15 protein-coding genes and 2 tRNA genes are annotated in these 17314 nt (G+C 42.5%); 1 reads left to right on the top strand and 16 read right to left on the bottom strand.

Annotated features, from left to right (window positions below):
- Positions 1-58: 58 nt before the first annotated feature.
- The 15 genes from nlpI to rlmE all read right to left on the bottom strand — a co-directional run bounded on the left by nlpI (position 59) and on the right by rlmE (position 16241).
- The gene (gene nlpI / locus AAZR93_RS09845; RefSeq protein WP_434719710.1) at positions 59-976 is read right to left on the bottom strand and encodes a lipoprotein NlpI; all 918 of its coding nucleotides are present in this window, start codon (positions 974-976) and stop codon (positions 59-61) included.
- 84 nt (positions 977-1060) lie between these two features.
- Positions 1061-3181 (bottom strand): polyribonucleotide nucleotidyltransferase, encoded by a 2121-nt coding sequence (pnp, locus tag AAZR93_RS09840; RefSeq protein ID WP_434719709.1) that lies wholly within the window; start codon positions 3179-3181, stop codon positions 1061-1063.
- Positions 3182-3478: 297 nt separating this feature from the next.
- A complete protein-coding gene (rpsO, locus tag AAZR93_RS09835; RefSeq protein ID WP_294104162.1) occupies positions 3479-3748 on the bottom strand; it encodes a 30S ribosomal protein S15 in 270 nt (89 codons plus the stop codon).
- A 117-nt stretch (positions 3749-3865) separates the two neighbouring features.
- Complete coding sequence (truB, locus tag AAZR93_RS09830) at positions 3866-4819, bottom strand: tRNA pseudouridine(55) synthase TruB (protein ID WP_434719708.1); 954 nt, start codon at positions 4817-4819, stop codon at positions 3866-3868.
- Complete coding sequence (gene rbfA / locus AAZR93_RS09825) at positions 4819-5229, bottom strand: 30S ribosome-binding factor RbfA (RefSeq protein WP_294104166.1); 411 nt, start codon at positions 5227-5229, stop codon at positions 4819-4821. The genes truB and rbfA overlap by 1 nt, the downstream gene beginning before the upstream one ends.
- A gap of 72 nt (positions 5230-5301) precedes the next feature.
- Entirely contained in the window at positions 5302-8022 is a 2721-nt protein-coding gene (gene infB, locus AAZR93_RS09820; protein WP_434719707.1) for a translation initiation factor IF-2, read from the bottom strand.
- Positions 8023-8045: 23 nt separating this feature from the next.
- Positions 8046-9554 (bottom strand): transcription termination factor NusA, encoded by a 1509-nt coding sequence (nusA, locus tag AAZR93_RS09815; protein ID WP_294104170.1) that lies wholly within the window; start codon positions 9552-9554, stop codon positions 8046-8048.
- Positions 9555-9577: 23 nt separating this feature from the next.
- Complete coding sequence (rimP, locus tag AAZR93_RS09810; protein WP_294104432.1) at positions 9578-10030, bottom strand: ribosome maturation factor RimP; 453 nt, start codon at positions 10028-10030, stop codon at positions 9578-9580.
- Positions 10031-10309: 279 nt separating this feature from the next.
- Positions 10310-10386 (bottom strand) — tRNA-Met (locus tag AAZR93_RS09805).
- A gap of 60 nt (positions 10387-10446) precedes the next feature.
- Positions 10447-10536 (bottom strand) — tRNA-Leu (locus tag AAZR93_RS09800).
- A 103-nt stretch (positions 10537-10639) separates the two neighbouring features.
- Entirely contained in the window at positions 10640-10978 is a 339-nt protein-coding gene (gene secG, locus AAZR93_RS09795; protein ID WP_294104171.1) for a preprotein translocase subunit SecG, read from the bottom strand.
- A gap of 313 nt (positions 10979-11291) precedes the next feature.
- A complete protein-coding gene (glmM, locus tag AAZR93_RS09790; protein ID WP_294104172.1) occupies positions 11292-12629 on the bottom strand; it encodes a phosphoglucosamine mutase in 1338 nt (445 codons plus the stop codon).
- Positions 12622-13470: a dihydropteroate synthase gene (gene folP / locus AAZR93_RS09785; protein WP_434719706.1), complete on the bottom strand. Its 849-nt coding sequence runs from the start codon at positions 13468-13470 to the stop codon at positions 12622-12624. Before folP ends, glmM begins: the two co-directional genes overlap by 8 nt.
- 71 nt (positions 13471-13541) lie before the next feature.
- Positions 13542-15554 (bottom strand): ATP-dependent zinc metalloprotease FtsH, encoded by a 2013-nt coding sequence (ftsH, locus tag AAZR93_RS09780; RefSeq protein WP_294104174.1) that lies wholly within the window; start codon positions 15552-15554, stop codon positions 13542-13544.
- 57 nt (positions 15555-15611) lie between these two features.
- Positions 15612-16241: a 23S rRNA (uridine(2552)-2'-O)-methyltransferase RlmE gene (gene rlmE / locus AAZR93_RS09775; RefSeq protein WP_294104175.1), complete on the bottom strand. Its 630-nt coding sequence runs from the start codon at positions 16239-16241 to the stop codon at positions 15612-15614.
- A gap of 135 nt (positions 16242-16376) precedes the next feature.
- On the opposite strand from rlmE, the gene yhbY reads away from it, so the two are divergent.
- Positions 16377-16670: a ribosome assembly RNA-binding protein YhbY gene (gene yhbY, locus AAZR93_RS09770; protein ID WP_294104176.1), complete on the top strand. Its 294-nt coding sequence runs from the start codon at positions 16377-16379 to the stop codon at positions 16668-16670.
- Between the two features lie 118 nt (positions 16671-16788).
- On the opposite strand, the gene greA is transcribed toward yhbY, so the two are convergent.
- Positions 16789-17265 (bottom strand): transcription elongation factor GreA, encoded by a 477-nt coding sequence (gene greA / locus AAZR93_RS09765; RefSeq protein ID WP_336429338.1) that lies wholly within the window; start codon positions 17263-17265, stop codon positions 16789-16791.
- Positions 17266-17314 lie beyond the last annotated feature (49 nt).

Below are 17314 nucleotides of genomic sequence, written 5' to 3'. Positions count from 1 at the left end.
AATAGGCCGTCATCCCTAGGGATGATGACTTAAAAAATAATAGTGAAATGTTCGTCAGCTATTGCTGGCCCGATTCTGAAAGGTCGTCTTGTTCTTGGCCTAATAGCGCCAATTCCAACAATGCATAGCGGTGTTCAACAAAGCTGTGAGCGTTGTTAGCTACCGTCAGTTTGAATAACGCAGCTGCGCTATCCTTATCCCCCAGACTTAGGTAATGTTTACCTAAATAGAAGTTTGTTTCACTGAGATGCTCAGCGAGCGAAGTGTTATCCGCAGAAGTTTCTTTCAAGCGCTCCATTAATGTTTTTTCATTAATGTTGCCAAGATAAAATTCTACGATATTCCAGCCCCATTGCCCCTTCTCCGCTTGTGTGTAGCGAGCTGCAAGATTATCTTGCGCCATACGCGGGTCTATGTCTTTTTCTACAAGATAAAGCCATAGAGTACGAAAAGGATCATTTGGATCTATCTGATAATACGCCAGCAGATCATCCTGCGCTAGTTTGTATCGTCCACCGTAATATAATGCGATGCCACGATTCATTTGCGCGAAATTGTAAGTTGGATCAAGTTCTAAAACAGAATCAAACGCTTCATAGGCAGCATCATAGTTGCCTGCCTGCGTAAAATATATCCCTAGAAAGTTAAAAACCTCAGGAATATCAGGACGTATGGCTAACGCAGTCGAAAAATCGTTACGCGCCAGTGCCCTTAAACCTAGACTATCATACAACACACCGCGCTCATATAAAAGCTGTGCGTACTCATCATCGGTTAAAGACCGACTCGCAAGGATTTGTTCCATGCGAGCCAGTATCACTTCTTGTTGTAATGAAGGTTGAAGTGGAACAGCAAGAACCTCGTTTTTTCGCCAATCTTGATTGCTACATCCAACGATAACAAAAAAGATAAGCGCAGAAACCACACGAATTAACGTGTTAAAGTCTCTAAACCGAAGACAGATACCGTTCAACATACTCCGCCCTTAAATTACCACTTTGTTCAGCAAATTTAGCTGATAGCGCCCTTAAACTTTAGAGCGCTGGATTTTTGGTTCAGCTTACTCTGCTGAGTCCTGTTGTACTGGTGTTTCATCAGTTGCAACGGCTTCTTTCATGCTAAGGCGAATACGACCTTGACGATCGATTTCTAATACCTTAACAGGAACTTCTTGACCCATTTGCAGGTAATCAGTCACTTTCTCTACACGCTTATCAGCGATTTGAGAAATATGGACTAAACCTTCTTTACCACCACCGATTGCAACAAAAGCACCAAAGTCGACAATACGAGTTACTTTACCTTGGTAAACACGGTTAACTTCAACTTCAGCCGTGATTTCTTCAATGCGGCGAATAGCTTCTTTTGCTTTCAAACCATCAGTTGCAGCAATCTTAACTGTACCATCATCTTCGATTTCAATAGTTGTACCCGTTTCTTCGGTCAGTGCACGAATGACTGAGCCGCCTTTACCGATAACATCTTTGATTTTGTCAGAGTTAATTTTGATGGTATAGATACGTGGTGCAAATTCAGAGATTTCTTCACGTGGACCATTGATTGCCTGTTCCATTGTACCAAGAATATGCAAACGTGCACCTTTAGCTTGGTTCAATGCAACTTTCATGATTTCACTTGTGATACCTTCGATTTTAATGTCCATTTGCAGTGCACTGATACCTTCACGGCTACCAGCAACTTTAAAGTCCATATCACCTAAGTGATCTTCATCACCTAAGATATCAGAAAGAACGACGAAATCATTGCCTTCTTTAACCAGACCCATTGCAATACCAGCAACAGCGGCTTTAATTGGTACACCTGCATCCATAAGAGCAAGTGATGCACCACAAACAGACGCCATAGATGACGAACCATTAGATTCTGTAATCTCAGAAACAACACGGATCGTGTATGGGAAGTCTGCGTGATTTGGCATAACGGCCAATACACCACGTTTTGCTAAACGGCCATGACCAATTTCACGACGTTTAGGTGAACCGACCATGCCAGTTTCACCAACAGAGTATGGAGGGAAGTTGTAATGGAACAAGAAGCGGTCAGTGTATTCACCCATAATTTGGTCAATCACCTGTGCATCACGTTCAGTACCTAACGTTGCTGCCACTAGAGCCTGAGTTTCACCACGAGTAAACAGTGCAGAACCATGAGCACGTGGAAGGACACCAGTACGTACATCAAGCGCACGAACCATATCTTTCTCACGACCATCTATACGTGGCTCACCACGAATAACACGGCTACGAACAACTTGTTTTTCTAAGCTAGCAAGAATGTCAGAAACTTCAGAAACATCAATAGTTTCATCTTCAGCAACTAAAGTTGCAGTCACTTCATCTTTAATCAAATTAACTTGAGCATAACGCTCTTGTTTTTCAGTGATACGGTAAGCATCGCCCATACGGCTTTCTGCTAACACAGCAATACGGTCATGCAGAACTTGGTTAATTGGCTCTGGCTGCCAATCCCATTTCTCTTTACCGGCTTCTTTCACTAACTCATTAATATTTTGAATAACAACTTGCTGTTGCTCATGACCAAACACAACGGCACCCAGCATTTGTTCTTCACTTAACAGTTCAGCTTCTGACTCAACCATTAATACCGCGTTATCTGTACCTGCAACAACCAAGTCAAGACGGCTTGTTTTTAGTTCATCAGCAGTTGGATTAAGAACATATTGGTCATTGATAAAACCAACACGCGCTGCACCGATAGGACCATTAAATGGTACGCCTGACAGTGCTAATGCAGCTGATGCACCAATCATCGCAACCATATCAGGGTTAACTTGTGGGTTAACCGAAACAACTGTTGCAATAATTTGAATTTCATTCAAAAAACTATCTGGGAATAATGGACGCAGTGGACGGTCAATCAAACGAGCGATCAGCGTCTCGCCTTCACCAGGACGACCTTCACGACGGAAGAAGCTACCTGGGATACGGCCTGCTGCATAGGTGCGTTCTTGATAGTTAACAGTTAAAGGAAAGAAATTTTGACCTTCTTTAACTTTTTTCTGAGCAACCACAGTAACGAATACTGCGGTATCATCCATATTTACCATCACAGCTGCAGTTGCCTGACGAGCCATCATGCCTGTTTCAATCGTTACGGTATGTTGACCGTACTGAAATTTACGAACAATAGGATTTAACACAATATTACCCTTTTTGTAAGGCTACCTGAGCATCTCCGATAGCATTGGCTTGCTCTTCCTACTACAGCCTCGCGACTAATGAAAAAATTGATATTCAAATGATCAACACTTTCATTAGCCGCGCGAATTGGATGCAGCTAAAAAGAGATATTAGCTAAAATAATACACTATGAGTTATAGCTTAACATTTAAGTTAAGTAAAATTCGAATATTACTTCAACATTCAAAATAATTTTTTAAAAAAAACTTTTAGAAGAAAAGGGGCCATTTGGCCCCTTTCCTCTGAAACTGACTAGATTAGCGACGCAGACCTAAACGCTCGATTAGAGCAGTATAACCCGCGATATCTTTGCCTTTCAAGTAAGCTTGTAAGCGACGACGCTGAGCAACCATACGCAGCAGACCACGACGACTATGGTGATCTTTTTTGTGCTCTGAAAAGTGGCTTTGCAGATGGTTAATTTGCGCAGTTAGCAAAGCAATTTGAACTTCGCTTGAACCAGTGTCGTTTTCGCCGCGACCAAACTCAGCAACGATTTTCGCTTTTGCTTCAGTACTTAGAGACATAATAAACTCCAAAAATAGATATAATTGTATGTAATGAGAGCCAATCTCTAATTTAGCATCTCACAGATTAAGCGCCGCCATTCTACGCTGCTTATAAGCGCAAAGCAATAAAAGCCACTATACAGAAGGCTCATTTTCTACGACTAAGCGCTTTGGTGCAACACGCCCATCTTCACTAACCAGCGCGATACCAATAAACCGTTGCGCTTCGCCGCTAGTAACTCTGAGCATATCGCCTTCTGCTAGGCCTTGTATATCCGCATGAACAGGCTGACCTAACTGAAAAAGTATTGTAGTATCTTCCGTTAAATTAACAGTAGGGAAATGGATAACCGCGGTATCCATAGGTAAGAGTAATGAATCAAGTAATGATTCAAAAGAATCTTCACCTTCATCTACTTTTGCTCTCAACGCCGCTAGCTGTTCGAGTGTGACCATTTTTTCATAAGGATAATTGGCTACTTGCACTCGGCGCAGATAAATAACATGAGCACCACAGCCTAGCATTTCACCTAAATCATCAATAATAGTGCGAATATAAGTCCCTTTAGAACAATGGACTTCTAATTCTAACTCATTATTTTCTAAACCAATAAACTGTAATTCATATACGGTTATAGGACGTGCTTCACGCTCTATAGTGATTCCTTTTCGTGCATACTCATACAAGGGACGACCTTGATGCTTTAATGCAGAATACATGGAAGGAACCTGAAGAGTATCACCGCGAAAATAATTTAAAGCATCATCAAGTTGCTGTTGTGTAAACTCAACGTTACGCTCACTGATAATTTCTCCATGAGAATCTGAAGTATCCGTGCGTTGTCCAAGACGGGCAATAACGCGATAACGTTTATCTGAATCGAGTAAAAACTGGGAAAACTTCGTTGCTTCACCAAGGCAAATAGGTAACATACCTGTTGCTAACGGATCTAATGCCCCCGTATGACCTGCCTTGTTTGCATTGAAAAGGCGCCGCACTTTTTGCAGCGCATCATTTGAAGAAATATCAGTAGGTTTATCCAGCAGCAATACGCCATGTATATCACGACCGCTACGACGACGACCCATTATTTTGCCTCTTTATCTTCTGCATCGGCACGACGTTCTTCATCATCACGAATAACATTCGAAACGAGGTTAGACATACGCATACCGTCTACTAATGAGCTATCGTATTCGAACGTCAATTCAGGAACGATACGTAAACGCATCTCTTTCCCTAGTAAAGAACGAATAAAACCCGCAGCTTCATTCAATGCTTTAATGCCATCTTTTACCATTTCAGCTTCAGTTTTTTCGCTAGCAATATTAAAAAAGGTCACAAACACTTTTCCGTATGCTAAATCCCTTGACAAATCAACACCAGAAACGGTGGCCATGCCAATACGAGGATCTTTAATTTCGCGCTGTAAGATAATCGCAATTTCTTTTTGCATTTCTTGCGCTACGCGCTGAGAACGACTGAATTCTTTTGCCATCGTTATTTCTCCTGACAATTTGGGGGGCAATAGCCCCCCATGAAAGATGAATTCTTAAAGAAATAAAAGAGATTAGCCGTCAATAGAACGTTTAATTTCAATTATTTCGAAGACTTCAATCATATCGCCGACACGGACGTCATTGTAGTTCTTAACACCGATACCACATTCCATACCGTTACGAACTTCACTCACGTCATCTTTAAAGCGACGTAGTGATTCCAACTCGCCTTCGTAAATAACCACGTTATCACGTAGAACACGGATCGGATTATTACGTTTGATTGTACCTTCTGTAACCATACAACCAGCAACTGCGCCAAATTTAGGTGATTTAAACACATCACGAACAGAGGCAAGACCAATAATTTGCTGTTTGTATTCAGGTGCAAGCATACCGCTCATCGCTTGTTTGATTTCATCAATCAAGCTATAGATAACTGAGTAGTAACGTAAATCGACACTTTCACTTTCAATAACACGACGAGCAGAAGCATCCGCACGAACGTTAAAGCCAAGAATAATCGCATTCGATGCTGCAGCCAGAGTTGCATCCGTCTCAGTGATACCACCCACGCCTGAACCAATGATTTTCACTTTTACTTCGTCAGTAGATAACTTCATCAATGAGTCAGTAATCGCTTCACAGGTACCCTGAACATCTGTTTTTAGAACGATGTTCAGTTCAGAAACTTTACCTTCTTCCATGTTCGCAAACATGTTTTCAAGTTTAGATTTCTGCTGACGTGCAAGTTTCACATCACGGAATTTGCCTTGACGATACAGAGCAACTTCACGCGCTTTTTTCTCATCACGAACAACGGTTGCTTCATCACCGGCTGAAGGAACACTTGAAAGTCCCAAAATTTCAACTGGAATTGAAGGACCTGCAGATTGAACTTCTTTACCTAATTCGTTACGCATCGCACGAATACGGCCATATTCAAATCCACACAGCACGATGTCGCCTTTGTTTAACGTACCTTCTTGAACAAGGATAGTCGCAACAGGACCACGACCTTTATCAAGGTAAGATTCAACCACAACACCACTTGCCATACCCGTATAAACTGCTTTCAGCTCTAAAACTTCAGCTTGCAGTAAAAGCGCGTCTAACAGTTCATCAATACCAGTACCGACTTTAGCAGATACGCCAATGAACTGAGTGTCACCACCCCATTCTTCAGAAATAACACCGTACTGAGACAGCTCATTTCTAACACGATCTAGGTCAGCTTCTGGTTTATCCATTTTGTTCACAGCAACAACAATTGGTACACCCGCCGCTTTAGCATGCTGGATAGCTTCAATTGTTTGTGGCATTACACCATCATCTGCTGCAACAACCAGTACAACGATATCTGTCGCTTGAGCACCACGAGCACGCATTGAGGTAAACGCGGCGTGACCTGGGGTATCCAGGAAGGTAATCATACCTTTATCAGTCTGCACATGGTATGCACCAATATGCTGAGTAATACCACCGGCTTCGCCTGAAGCGACTTTCGTAGAACGAATATAGTCAAGTAATGATGTTTTACCATGGTCAACGTGGCCCATGATGGTAACAACAGGAGCACGAGGCTCTTGAGCTGCTGAACCCATGTCACGGTCATTCATTACCGCTTCTTCTAACTCATTCTCACGACGAAGAATAACTTTGTGACCCATTTCTTCTGCAACTAACTGTGCAGTTTCTTGGTCAATCACTTGGTTAATGGTTGCCATTGCACCCATTTTCATCATGGTTTTAATAACTTGCGAACCTTTAACAGCCATTTTATTAGCAAGTTCGCCAACAGAAATCGTTTCACCGATAATAACATCACGGTTTACTGCTGCTGCTGGTTTAGTGAAGCTTTGCTGTAAAGAACTACCTTTACGTTGCTTCCCTTTATTACGACCTGAACGTCCTGCAGCACGCTCTTCTTCGCGATCTGCTTTCTCAGAAAGTTTATTGCCTTTCTTTTGACGAGGTGCTTTTGCGGTACGATTACGAGAACGACGGCCTTCTTCTTTCGCGTCATTCTCATCTTCTGCAGCACGAGCATGAGTCGATGTAGTTGTGTGATAATCGCTGTCGTCTTCAGGCTTAGCAACCACAGGAGCGGTCCATTCTTCGCCTTTTTCAGCAGCCATTTTACGCGCTTCTTCGGCAACGCGAAGAGCTTCTGCTTCAACTTTACGCTGTGTTTCTTCTTCAGCTTTGCGCTTCAGCTCCGCAGCTTCAGTTTCACGGCGTTGTTTTTCGGCATTGCTTTCATTTGCCTTGCCTGGTTTTTGATGATTTTCGCTTGGTTTCACTTTTTCTCTTTCCGCTGCTTCGCGCGTAGCTTTATCAGCTGCTTCACGTTTTGCTTTATTTTCGGCATCACGTTTAGCGTTTACTTCTGCTTCACGTTTTGCAGTTTCTTCTGCTAATCGTTTAGCTTCAGCTTCGCGCTGTGCTTGCTCTTCCGCTTCACGCTGCGCCTGTTCTTCCGCGTTCGCTTGCTCAGCGTCACGGCTCACATAAGTGCGTTTTTTGCGGACTTCAACATTTACCGATTTGCTTTTGCCACCGGTGACGGGGACACTCAACGTACTACGAGTTTTACGCTGTAGTGTCAATTTGCTTGGCTGCCCCGCCACTCCGCCTTGCTCGCGGTTCAGGTGGTTCAGTAAAGCTTCTTTTTCTGACTGGCTAACAGAGTCATTTTCACTTTTATTGAACCCTGCTTCAGCAAATTGCTGTACCAGACGATCAACTGTGGTTTGAATTTCTGTTGCTAATGTTTTTACAGTTTCTGTCATGCCGTTCCTTCCTGCTACAGTGTTTACGCATCGTTACCGAACCAGCAAATATTACGCGCGGCCATAATGAGTGTACCTGCGGTCTCTTTATCCAGACCTTCGATATCAATCAGGTCGTCGATGCCCTGCTCAGCAAGATCTTCCAGTGTACAGATTCCACGAGTAGCCAAAGTATAGGCAAGAGTACGATCCATACCTTCAAGATTCAACAAATCTTCTGCTGGCTGATTATCACCGAGACTCTCTTTTTGAGCCAATTCTATAGTGGTGAGGGCCGCTTTTGCTCTATCTCGTAGAAGTTCAACGGTATCGGAGTCAAGACCGTCAATTTCCAGAAGCTCTTTGATTGGCACGTAAGCCAGTTCTTCTAACGTCGAGAAGCCTTCTTCAACAAGTGTAGTGGCGAACTCTTCATCAATATCAAGATGCTTGGTGAATGTATCAATAGAAGCATGTGCTTCTGCTTGATGTTTTGCATTTAGCTCTTCATCGGTCATGACATTCAATTCCCACTTGTCATCACCACGATGTAATTTCAGTAACTGAGCCGCTAAGCGAACATTTTGTCCATTTCGTCCAATTGCTTGCGCTAAATTACTACTTTCTACGGCAACATCCATTGTGCATTTGTCTTCATCGACAACAATAGATGCAACATCAGCCGGAGCCATTGCATTAATCACGAATTGAGCAGGGTTATCATCCCACAATACAATATCAATTCGCTCGCCGCCTAGTTCACTAGACACCGCTTGAACCCTTGCACCACGCATACCAACGCAAGCTCCGACAGGGTCGATACGCTTATCGTTAGTTTTTACCGCAATCTTAGCACGAGAGCCAGGATCACGAGCCGCAGCTTTAATTTCTATGATTTCTTCGCCAATTTCTGGCACTTCGATGCGGAATAATTCAACCAGCATCTCAGGGCGCGAACGGGTCACAAAAAGTTGTGCTCCACGTGCTTCTGGACGAACATCATACAGGACTCCGCGGATGCGGTCACCTGGGCGGAAATTTTCACGTGGCAACATATCTTCACGCAAAATCACAGCTTCAGCATTGTTACCAAGATCTAATGTGATATTTTCACGATTAACCTTTTTAACTTGCGCGGTGATAATTTCACCTTGTTGCTTGCGAAATTGCTCTACAACCATCGCTCGTTCAGCTTCACGCACTTTCTGAACGATGACTTGTTTTGCCGTTTGAGTCGTAATACGGTCAAATACAACTGATTCGATTTGGTCTTCGACATAACCGCCCAGTTGAAGTTCAGGATCTTCAAACTGTGCAGCTTCAATTGTAATTTCACGCGTTGGCATTGTCACTTGATCAACAATCAACCAACGACGGAACGTGTCAAAATCACCTGATTTACGGTCAATCTCTACACGTACTTCAATTTCTTGCTCGTATTTCTTTTTGGTTGCTGTCGCAAGCGCAGTTTCCAGAGCCTCGAAGATTTTTTCACGAGGGAGGGATTTTTCGTTAGAAACCGCTTCAACAACAGCCAGAATTTCTTTGTTCATCCTAGTTGCCTCATTGAACTTAATTAAAAGTGGGGTACCAAGTTAGCTTTCTGGATGTTGCCCAGGGCGAACACCTCATCCTTACCATCTACAGTAACCGTTATCATTTCACCGTCAATAGCCTTGATTATACCTTGCCATCTGCGGCGGTTCTGCATTGCTATACGTAAAGTTAAAGATATTTCTTCACCGAGAAAGTGCTCATAATGAGCGATAGTGAATAATGGACGCTCAAGCCCTGGCGACGAAACCTCAAGGTTATAAACAACAGCGATTGGATCTTCGACATCCAATACTGCGCTTACCTGATGGCTTACATCAGCACAATCATCGACATTGATGCCTTCTTCACTATCAATGAAAATGCGCAGTGTCGATGTACGCCCACGAATAAACTCTAAGCCAACAAATTCAAAGCCTAGTGCTTCCACAGGTGCTGAAATCATCTCTGTCAATTTTTGTTCTAATGTGGACAAGCCCACCCCCAGACATAAAAAAAGGGCTATAAAAGCCCAGTTAATTCGGTTGTCAAATAACAAAAAACCCCGATTTCGGGGTTTTAAGTAACTGGACCCTGTGTGCACGTGTAGTGCACGGGTTCACCATATGCTTAGTATATCTTGAAAGTCTAGACAAATCGATGAGAAATTCCGACAATTATTTTTTAATAACTAGATAATAACTAAAATTGATAACAACAATTGCTAGCTATACTAATAAATAATTATATCTGACAAGATATGCTGACTAAGATATGGTTGCGGGAGCCGGATTTGAACCGACGACCTTCGGGTTATGAGCCCGACGAGCTACCAGACTGCTCCATCCCGCGTTCGAAAACGTGTCGTATTCTACACAGATAACTTATAAATCTCAAGTTATCTTAAAATAATGGTGCCGAGAACGGGACTTGAACCCGTACGCCCGTTTTGTAGGCACTACCACCTCAAGGTAGCGTGTATACCAATTTCACCACCTCGGCACTGAGGTGAGGCTACTAATTGACTTAATAACCTCTAATTCTTTATTTTACTGCTTACTGCTTTTGATGATGACTATAAGTCTTCATCCGGAATTATTCACACTTAACGAGGAATATCGCTCGTTGGTGTTGCTGGTGCTGCCGGAACGTCTGTTGGTTGCTCGACTTTTGCCGGTTCACTAATGTTTTCCCATTTACTACCTGTTCCGTATTTGTTGGCAGTCATATTGCCAAGCACTAAACTGATAATGAAAAACACAGCAGCCAAAATTCCAGTCATACGGGTCATAAAATTACCTGAGCCCGATGAACCAAACAGTGTTGCAGAGGCACCCGCACCGAATGATGCACCCATATCAGCACCTTTACCTTGCTGTAACATAACTAGGCAAATAAGCCCAATAGACGCTAGCAAGAAAATAATTAAAAGAGCTATATACATTTGAGTTACCTATTCAGTTACGGTCCATAGCGCATTGCTATGACCTTTATCACTGCACACCTGCTCAATTATTTTTAACTATTTCGCTTAAAGCTACTTTTGAGGAAAGCGCTTTAACGAGATTGAGCAGGTGCGAATACTAACCAAAGCTGAGCTGACAAGCAAGTCTATTTTGACGCGATTTGGTTATTTGCAGAAAAAACAATCAAAGCTGTAAAATAATGCTCAACCACACCCATACTTCACCTTTTTCAATATTTTAATCGCGTCTTATAAGCAGACGATTAAGCAATGACTAAGGTTAGCGAAAAAATTAACCCGCCGCTTTTACTGCATCAGCAATCCGATTTGCCATTTCCGTAACTTCGGCCTCGTTTTCGCCCTCAACCATCACTCGAATCAATGGTTCAGTACCTGATTTTCTCAGTAAAACGCGACCTTTTCCGGCGAGTTCTTTTTCAACTTGCTCATAAACTGCAATCACACTATCACTTTGCAGCGGGTCATGTTTACCTTTGAAGCGGACATTCACCAAAATTTGAGGTAATAATTTCATACCACTACACAGGTCATGCAAACTCATATGATTACGCACGATTGCACTAAGCACTTGTAGCCCAGCAACAATGCCATCACCCGTGGTCGTTTTATCTAATAAAATAATATGCCCAGAATTTTCAGCGCCCATACGCCAGCCTTTCTCTTGCAATTTTTCAAGCACATAGCGGTCACCCACTTTTGCTCTATCAAAAGGAATGCCGAGTTGTTTTAGGGCAATTTCTAATCCCATATTACTCATCAGAGTTCCAATTACACCACCTTTCAGCTGGCCTTGGCGTAATGCTTCACGAGCAATAATATACAGAATTTGGTCACCATCAACTTTGTTACCTTGGTGATCAACCATGATAATACGATCGCCATCACCATCAAATGCGAGGCCAACATCTGCTTTTTCTGCTAATACTTTGGCTTGTAGCATGCGCACATCAGTTGCACCACATTCTTCATTGATATTGATACCATTTGGATCGCAACCAATTGTAATAACCTCAGCCCCTAGCTCACGAAAAACATTTGGCGCAATGTGATAAGTCGCACCATTTGCGCAGTCAATCACAACTTTCAAACTCGCAAGGCTTTGTTCACTTGGGAACGTACCTTTACAAAATTCAATATAGCGACCAGCAGCATCTACAATACGGTTAGCACGGCCTAACTCAGCAGACTCAACGCAAGTAATTGGTTTTTCCATTTCAGCTTCGATAGCTTCTTCAACTTCATCAGGCAATTTGGTGCCATCGATTGAGAAGAACTTAATGCCGTTATCATAATAAGGATTATGAGATGCAGAAATAACAATTCCCGCTTCTGCGCGAAATGTACGCGTTAAATAAGCAACCGCAGGTGTTGGCATGGGGCCTGTGAATGAAGCAGATAAGCCCGCTGCGGCTAAACCTGCCTCTAAAGATGACTCCAACATATAACCAGAGATACGCGTATCTTTACCGATAATAATTTTGCGAGAACCATGGCGAGCAAGTACTTTTCCCGCTGCCCAACCAAGTTTTAAAACAAAATCAGGTGTAATTGGGCTATCACCCACTTTTCCACGTATACCATCGGTACCAAAATATTTACGATTACTCATACGCTAACTTTTCCTTTTCTGACAGAGTCATCTGAACGACCTGCATTGCTTGTACAGTTTCTTTCACATCATGAACACGAATTATGTGCGCGCCTTGCATGGCAGCGATTACTGCGCAAGTCAGGCTACCTGCAAGTCTATCTTGCGGTGGAACATTCAATAATTGCCCAATCATAGATTTTCGTGACATTCCTGCCAATAGCGGAAGTCCTAAATTATGAAACTGTTCTAAGTTTGCCAATAACTGGTAATTATGCGACAGGTTTTTACCAAAGCCAAAGCCTGGATCGAGTATTATTTGCTGTTTATCAATCCCGGCACTGACACAACGCTCGATTTCAGCCATTAAATAATGTTTAACGTCATACACCACATTGTCATAATCCGGTGCGTCTTGCATCGTTCTTGGCTGACCTTTCATATGCATAATACAAACGGGTAGACCTGTGTTAGCGGCAACTTCAAGTGCATGAGGTTCATGTAATGAGCGAATATCATTAATAATATGCATGCCTGCTTTAGCTGCTTCTTTCATCACCTGCGCTTTCGACGTATCCACAGAAATCCATACATCAAATCGCTGGGCGATTGCTTCAACAATAGGGATCACTCGTGCTAATTCTTCATCAACAGAAACCTCAGCTGCGCCTGGGCGCGTTGATTCTCCACCAATATCAATAATTGCTGCGCCTTCTTGAACCATCTTAGCAACATGTTCTAAAGCATCATGATAACGATTATGGGTGCCACCATCTGAGAATGAGTCAGGAGTAACATTCAAAATCCCCATCACTTTCGGTGTAGACAAGTCAAGGACACTTCCTCTTGCTTTGATTTGCATTATTATTTTACCTTAACGTAAAAAACCCCAGAGACCTGGGGTTTTATTAGCATCTAACTTTTCACGATAATTTACTGTGGCTTATTATCGTTATTATTATCTGATGATGTTGATTCATCAGCGTCATTCTTTGGTTCTACAGAACTCTCGTTTGCACTTGGTTCTTCAGAATTATTTTTTGGCTCTTCAGATTGAGGTTTAGCCGCTTGCTCAGTTTTCGCTGCACCTTTACCAAAGGTACCCGTCACATTGCTCACTTTTTTGTCTTCATCCCAACCTGCAGGTTCACGCACTGGACGACGATTCATTAAATCATCAATCATAGGCATATCGATAGTTTCATATTTTAACAATGCATCTTTAGTTGCATGCAAGATATCGATATTGTCTTTCAGTGTTTTATAAGCCAATTGGTAACAATGGTCCAAAATAATTTTGATTTCTTCATCAACAATACGTGCTGTTTCATCAGAAATACCAGAACCATTACCCGCAGAACGACCTAAAAATGCTGGGCCTTCTTCTTTTGCATATTGCATTGGACCTAAACGATCAGAGAAGCCCCACTGCGTTACCATGTTACGTGCTGTATTCGTTGCAAACTGAATATCAGATGACGCACCGGTGGTGACTTTTTCACGACCATAAATCAGCTCTTCAGCAATACGGCCTGCATACGCAGTTGCAATCATACCTTCAAGCTTCAAGCGGCTACGGCTAACTTCATCACCTTCTGGTAAGAAGAAAGCAACACCAAGCGCTTGTCCACGAGGAACGATTGTGACTTTATGAACAGGGTCATGCTCAGGCATCAAATGACCGATAATCATATGACCACCTTCATGATATGCCGTCGATTCTTTCTGTTCTTCAGTCATCATCAAGGAGCGACGTTCAGCACCCATCCAAATTTTGTCACGCGCTTTTTCAAACTCAACCATGGAAACAACACGCTTATCAGCACGTGCAGCAAACAATGCTGCTTCGTTTACCAAGTTTGCAAGCTCCGCACCTGAGAAACCAGGCGTTGCACGCGCAAGGATGAAAGTATCAACACTTGGGTCAATCGGTACACGACGCATATGAACTTTAAGAATTTGCTCACGGCCACGGACATCCGGTAAACCAACAACAACCTGACGGTCAAAACGACCTGGACGTAATAACGCAGGGTCAAGAACGTCTGCACGGTTAGTTGCAGCAATAACGATAATGCCTTCGTTGCCTTCAAAGCCGTCCATCTCAACCAACATTTGGTTCAGTGTTTGTTCACGTTCATCGTGACCACCACCAAGACCAGCTCCACGTTGACGACCAACAGCATCGATTTCATCAATAAAAATGATACAAGGCGCTGCTTTTTTCGCTTGTTCGAACATATCACGAACACGAGAAGCACCAACACCCACAAACATTTCTACGAAGTCGGAACCCGATATTGTAAAGAAAGGAACCTTAGCTTCACCAGCAATCGCTTTGGCGAGCAATGTTTTACCCGTTCCTGGAGGTCCTACCATCAGGACGCCTTTTGGAATTTTACCGCCAAGCTTTTGGAAACGCGCTGGTTCACGTAAGAATTCTACAATTTCGCCTACTTCTTCTTTTGCTTCATCGCAACCTGCAACGTCTGCAAATGTTGTTTTGATCTGATCTTCTGTCAGCATACGGGCTTTACTTTTGCCAAATGACATTGCCCCCTTACCGCCGCCACCTTGCATTTGGCGCATAAAGAAGATCCAGACACCAATCAACAGAAGCATTGGGAACCAGGAAATAAAAATTGATGTTAGTAAGCTAGGTTCTTCTGGTGGTTCACCAACAACCGTCACTTGCTTATTCAGCAAAGTGTCTAACAACTTCTCATCCTGCATAGGAAGATAAGTTGTATAGCGGCTATTATCAGCTTTTCTGACGTTTAGTTCACGACCAGTGATACGAACTTCACGTACCTGATCCTGAGCCAACTCATTGATAAACGTAGAATAATCAACTCTGCGACTATTCGAGTCGCTTGGGCCAAAACTCTGGAACAAGGACATCAGAACAACTGCGATGACTAACCAGAGAATCAGGTTTTTCGCCATGTCACTCAAGGGATTAACCTCATATTACAACTGTGTTAACAAATAACGCTCAGGTTACTAAAGTTTTAGTCCTGTCGCTACAATGTATACTTCACGCGATCGTGCCCGCGAAGATTCGGGTTTACGAACTTTTACTTTCGTAAACAGGGAACGGATATCCCTAAGGTATTCATCAAAGCCTTCTCCCTGAAATACTTTGACAATGAAACTACCCCCAGGTGCCAGTACCGCACGGCACATATCCAATGCTAATTCAACCAGATACATAGAGCGAGGGATATCAACTGCAGGTGTCCCACTCATATTTGGCGCCATGTCAGACATGACTACCTGTACTTTTTTATCACCAACGCGTTCTAACAAAGCACCAAGCACTGCCTCATCACGAAAATCTCCTTGTAGGAAATCTACGCCGACAATTGGGTCCATAGGCAAAAGGTCACATGCGATAACTCGACCATTATTACCTATTTGGCTGACTACGTATTGCGACCAACCACCAGGGGCTGCTCCTAAATCAACAACGGTCATACCTGGTTTAAAAATTTTATCACCTTGCTGGATTTCTTCCAGTTTAAACCATGCACGTGAGCGTAGCCCTTTTTTTTGTGCTTGCAGAACATATTTATCACTAAAATGCTCTTGCAACCAGCGACTTGAGCTTGCCGTACGTTTTTTATTGGCCATTGCACTTTCCAACTATACTAATAGAAATATATCTATATTACTGCTTCTTTACCATCAAATAGATATAATTGATGGTGATAGATATCAGATGGCGGTAGAATAAGCCTTTTTCAATACTAACCAAGCAAATAATCGATGAAACTTAATAAAAAGCAAAATCAACACCTGAAAAGTCTCGCTCACCATTTGAATCCTGTTGTCATGATCGGTAACAATGGATTAACAGAAGGTGTATTAGCGGAGATTGAACTCTCTTTAGCACACCACGAGCTTATCAAAGTCAAAATCGCAGGCGAAGATCGTGATACTAAAACTTTGATCGCTGATGCAATTGTTCGTGAAACCGGTGCAGTAAATGTACAAGTCATTGGTAAAATACTTGTTCTTTACCGTCCTTCAGCGGATCGTAAAATCATTTTACCTAAATAATCACGCTTTATTTATATAAAAATGCCATTGAGCGCATGCTTTATATGAGGAAAAAGGCCGCCTGCGGCCTTTCTCTTTAAATCAGTAAAATAATATAACCAATTCAGTGAAATAGGAATCAGATATACTCAACTTTAAGAACTTCAAACTCTACATCACCGCCTGGCGTTTTAATCGAAACCGCATCATCGACGACTTTACCTACCAAACCACGCGCGATCGGCGAATTTACTGAAATTTTATTAATTTTAATATCAGCTTCGTCATCACCAACAATACGATAAGTCAGCTCTTCATCTGTATCGACATTCAATACGGTTACCGTCGCACCAAAAATCACACGTCCAGTATTGGTTAATTTCGTAACATCAATGACTTGAGCATGTGAAAGTTTAGCTTCAATTTCTTGAATACGGCCTTCACAGAAGCCCTGCTGCTCACGAGCCGCATGATATTCCGCATTTTCTTTTAAATCGCCATGTTCTCGTGCATCTGCAATCGCAGTAATAATTTCAGGGCGACGGACAGATTTCAGATACTCGAGCTCTTCTCTAAGCTTATCTGCACCAAATACCGTCATTGGAATCTGTTTCATTGATAAATACCTCTGATTCAATCCTATAAAAAATAAGTATCTTCCTGAT

Origin of the sequence: Providencia sp. Je.9.19 (assembly GCF_051129765.1) — a bacterium.
Classification (GTDB): Bacteria; Pseudomonadota; Gammaproteobacteria; order Enterobacterales; family Enterobacteriaceae; genus Providencia.
Note: the sequence above shows the minus strand (reverse complement) of the source record. Positions and strands in the feature narration are given on the sequence as shown.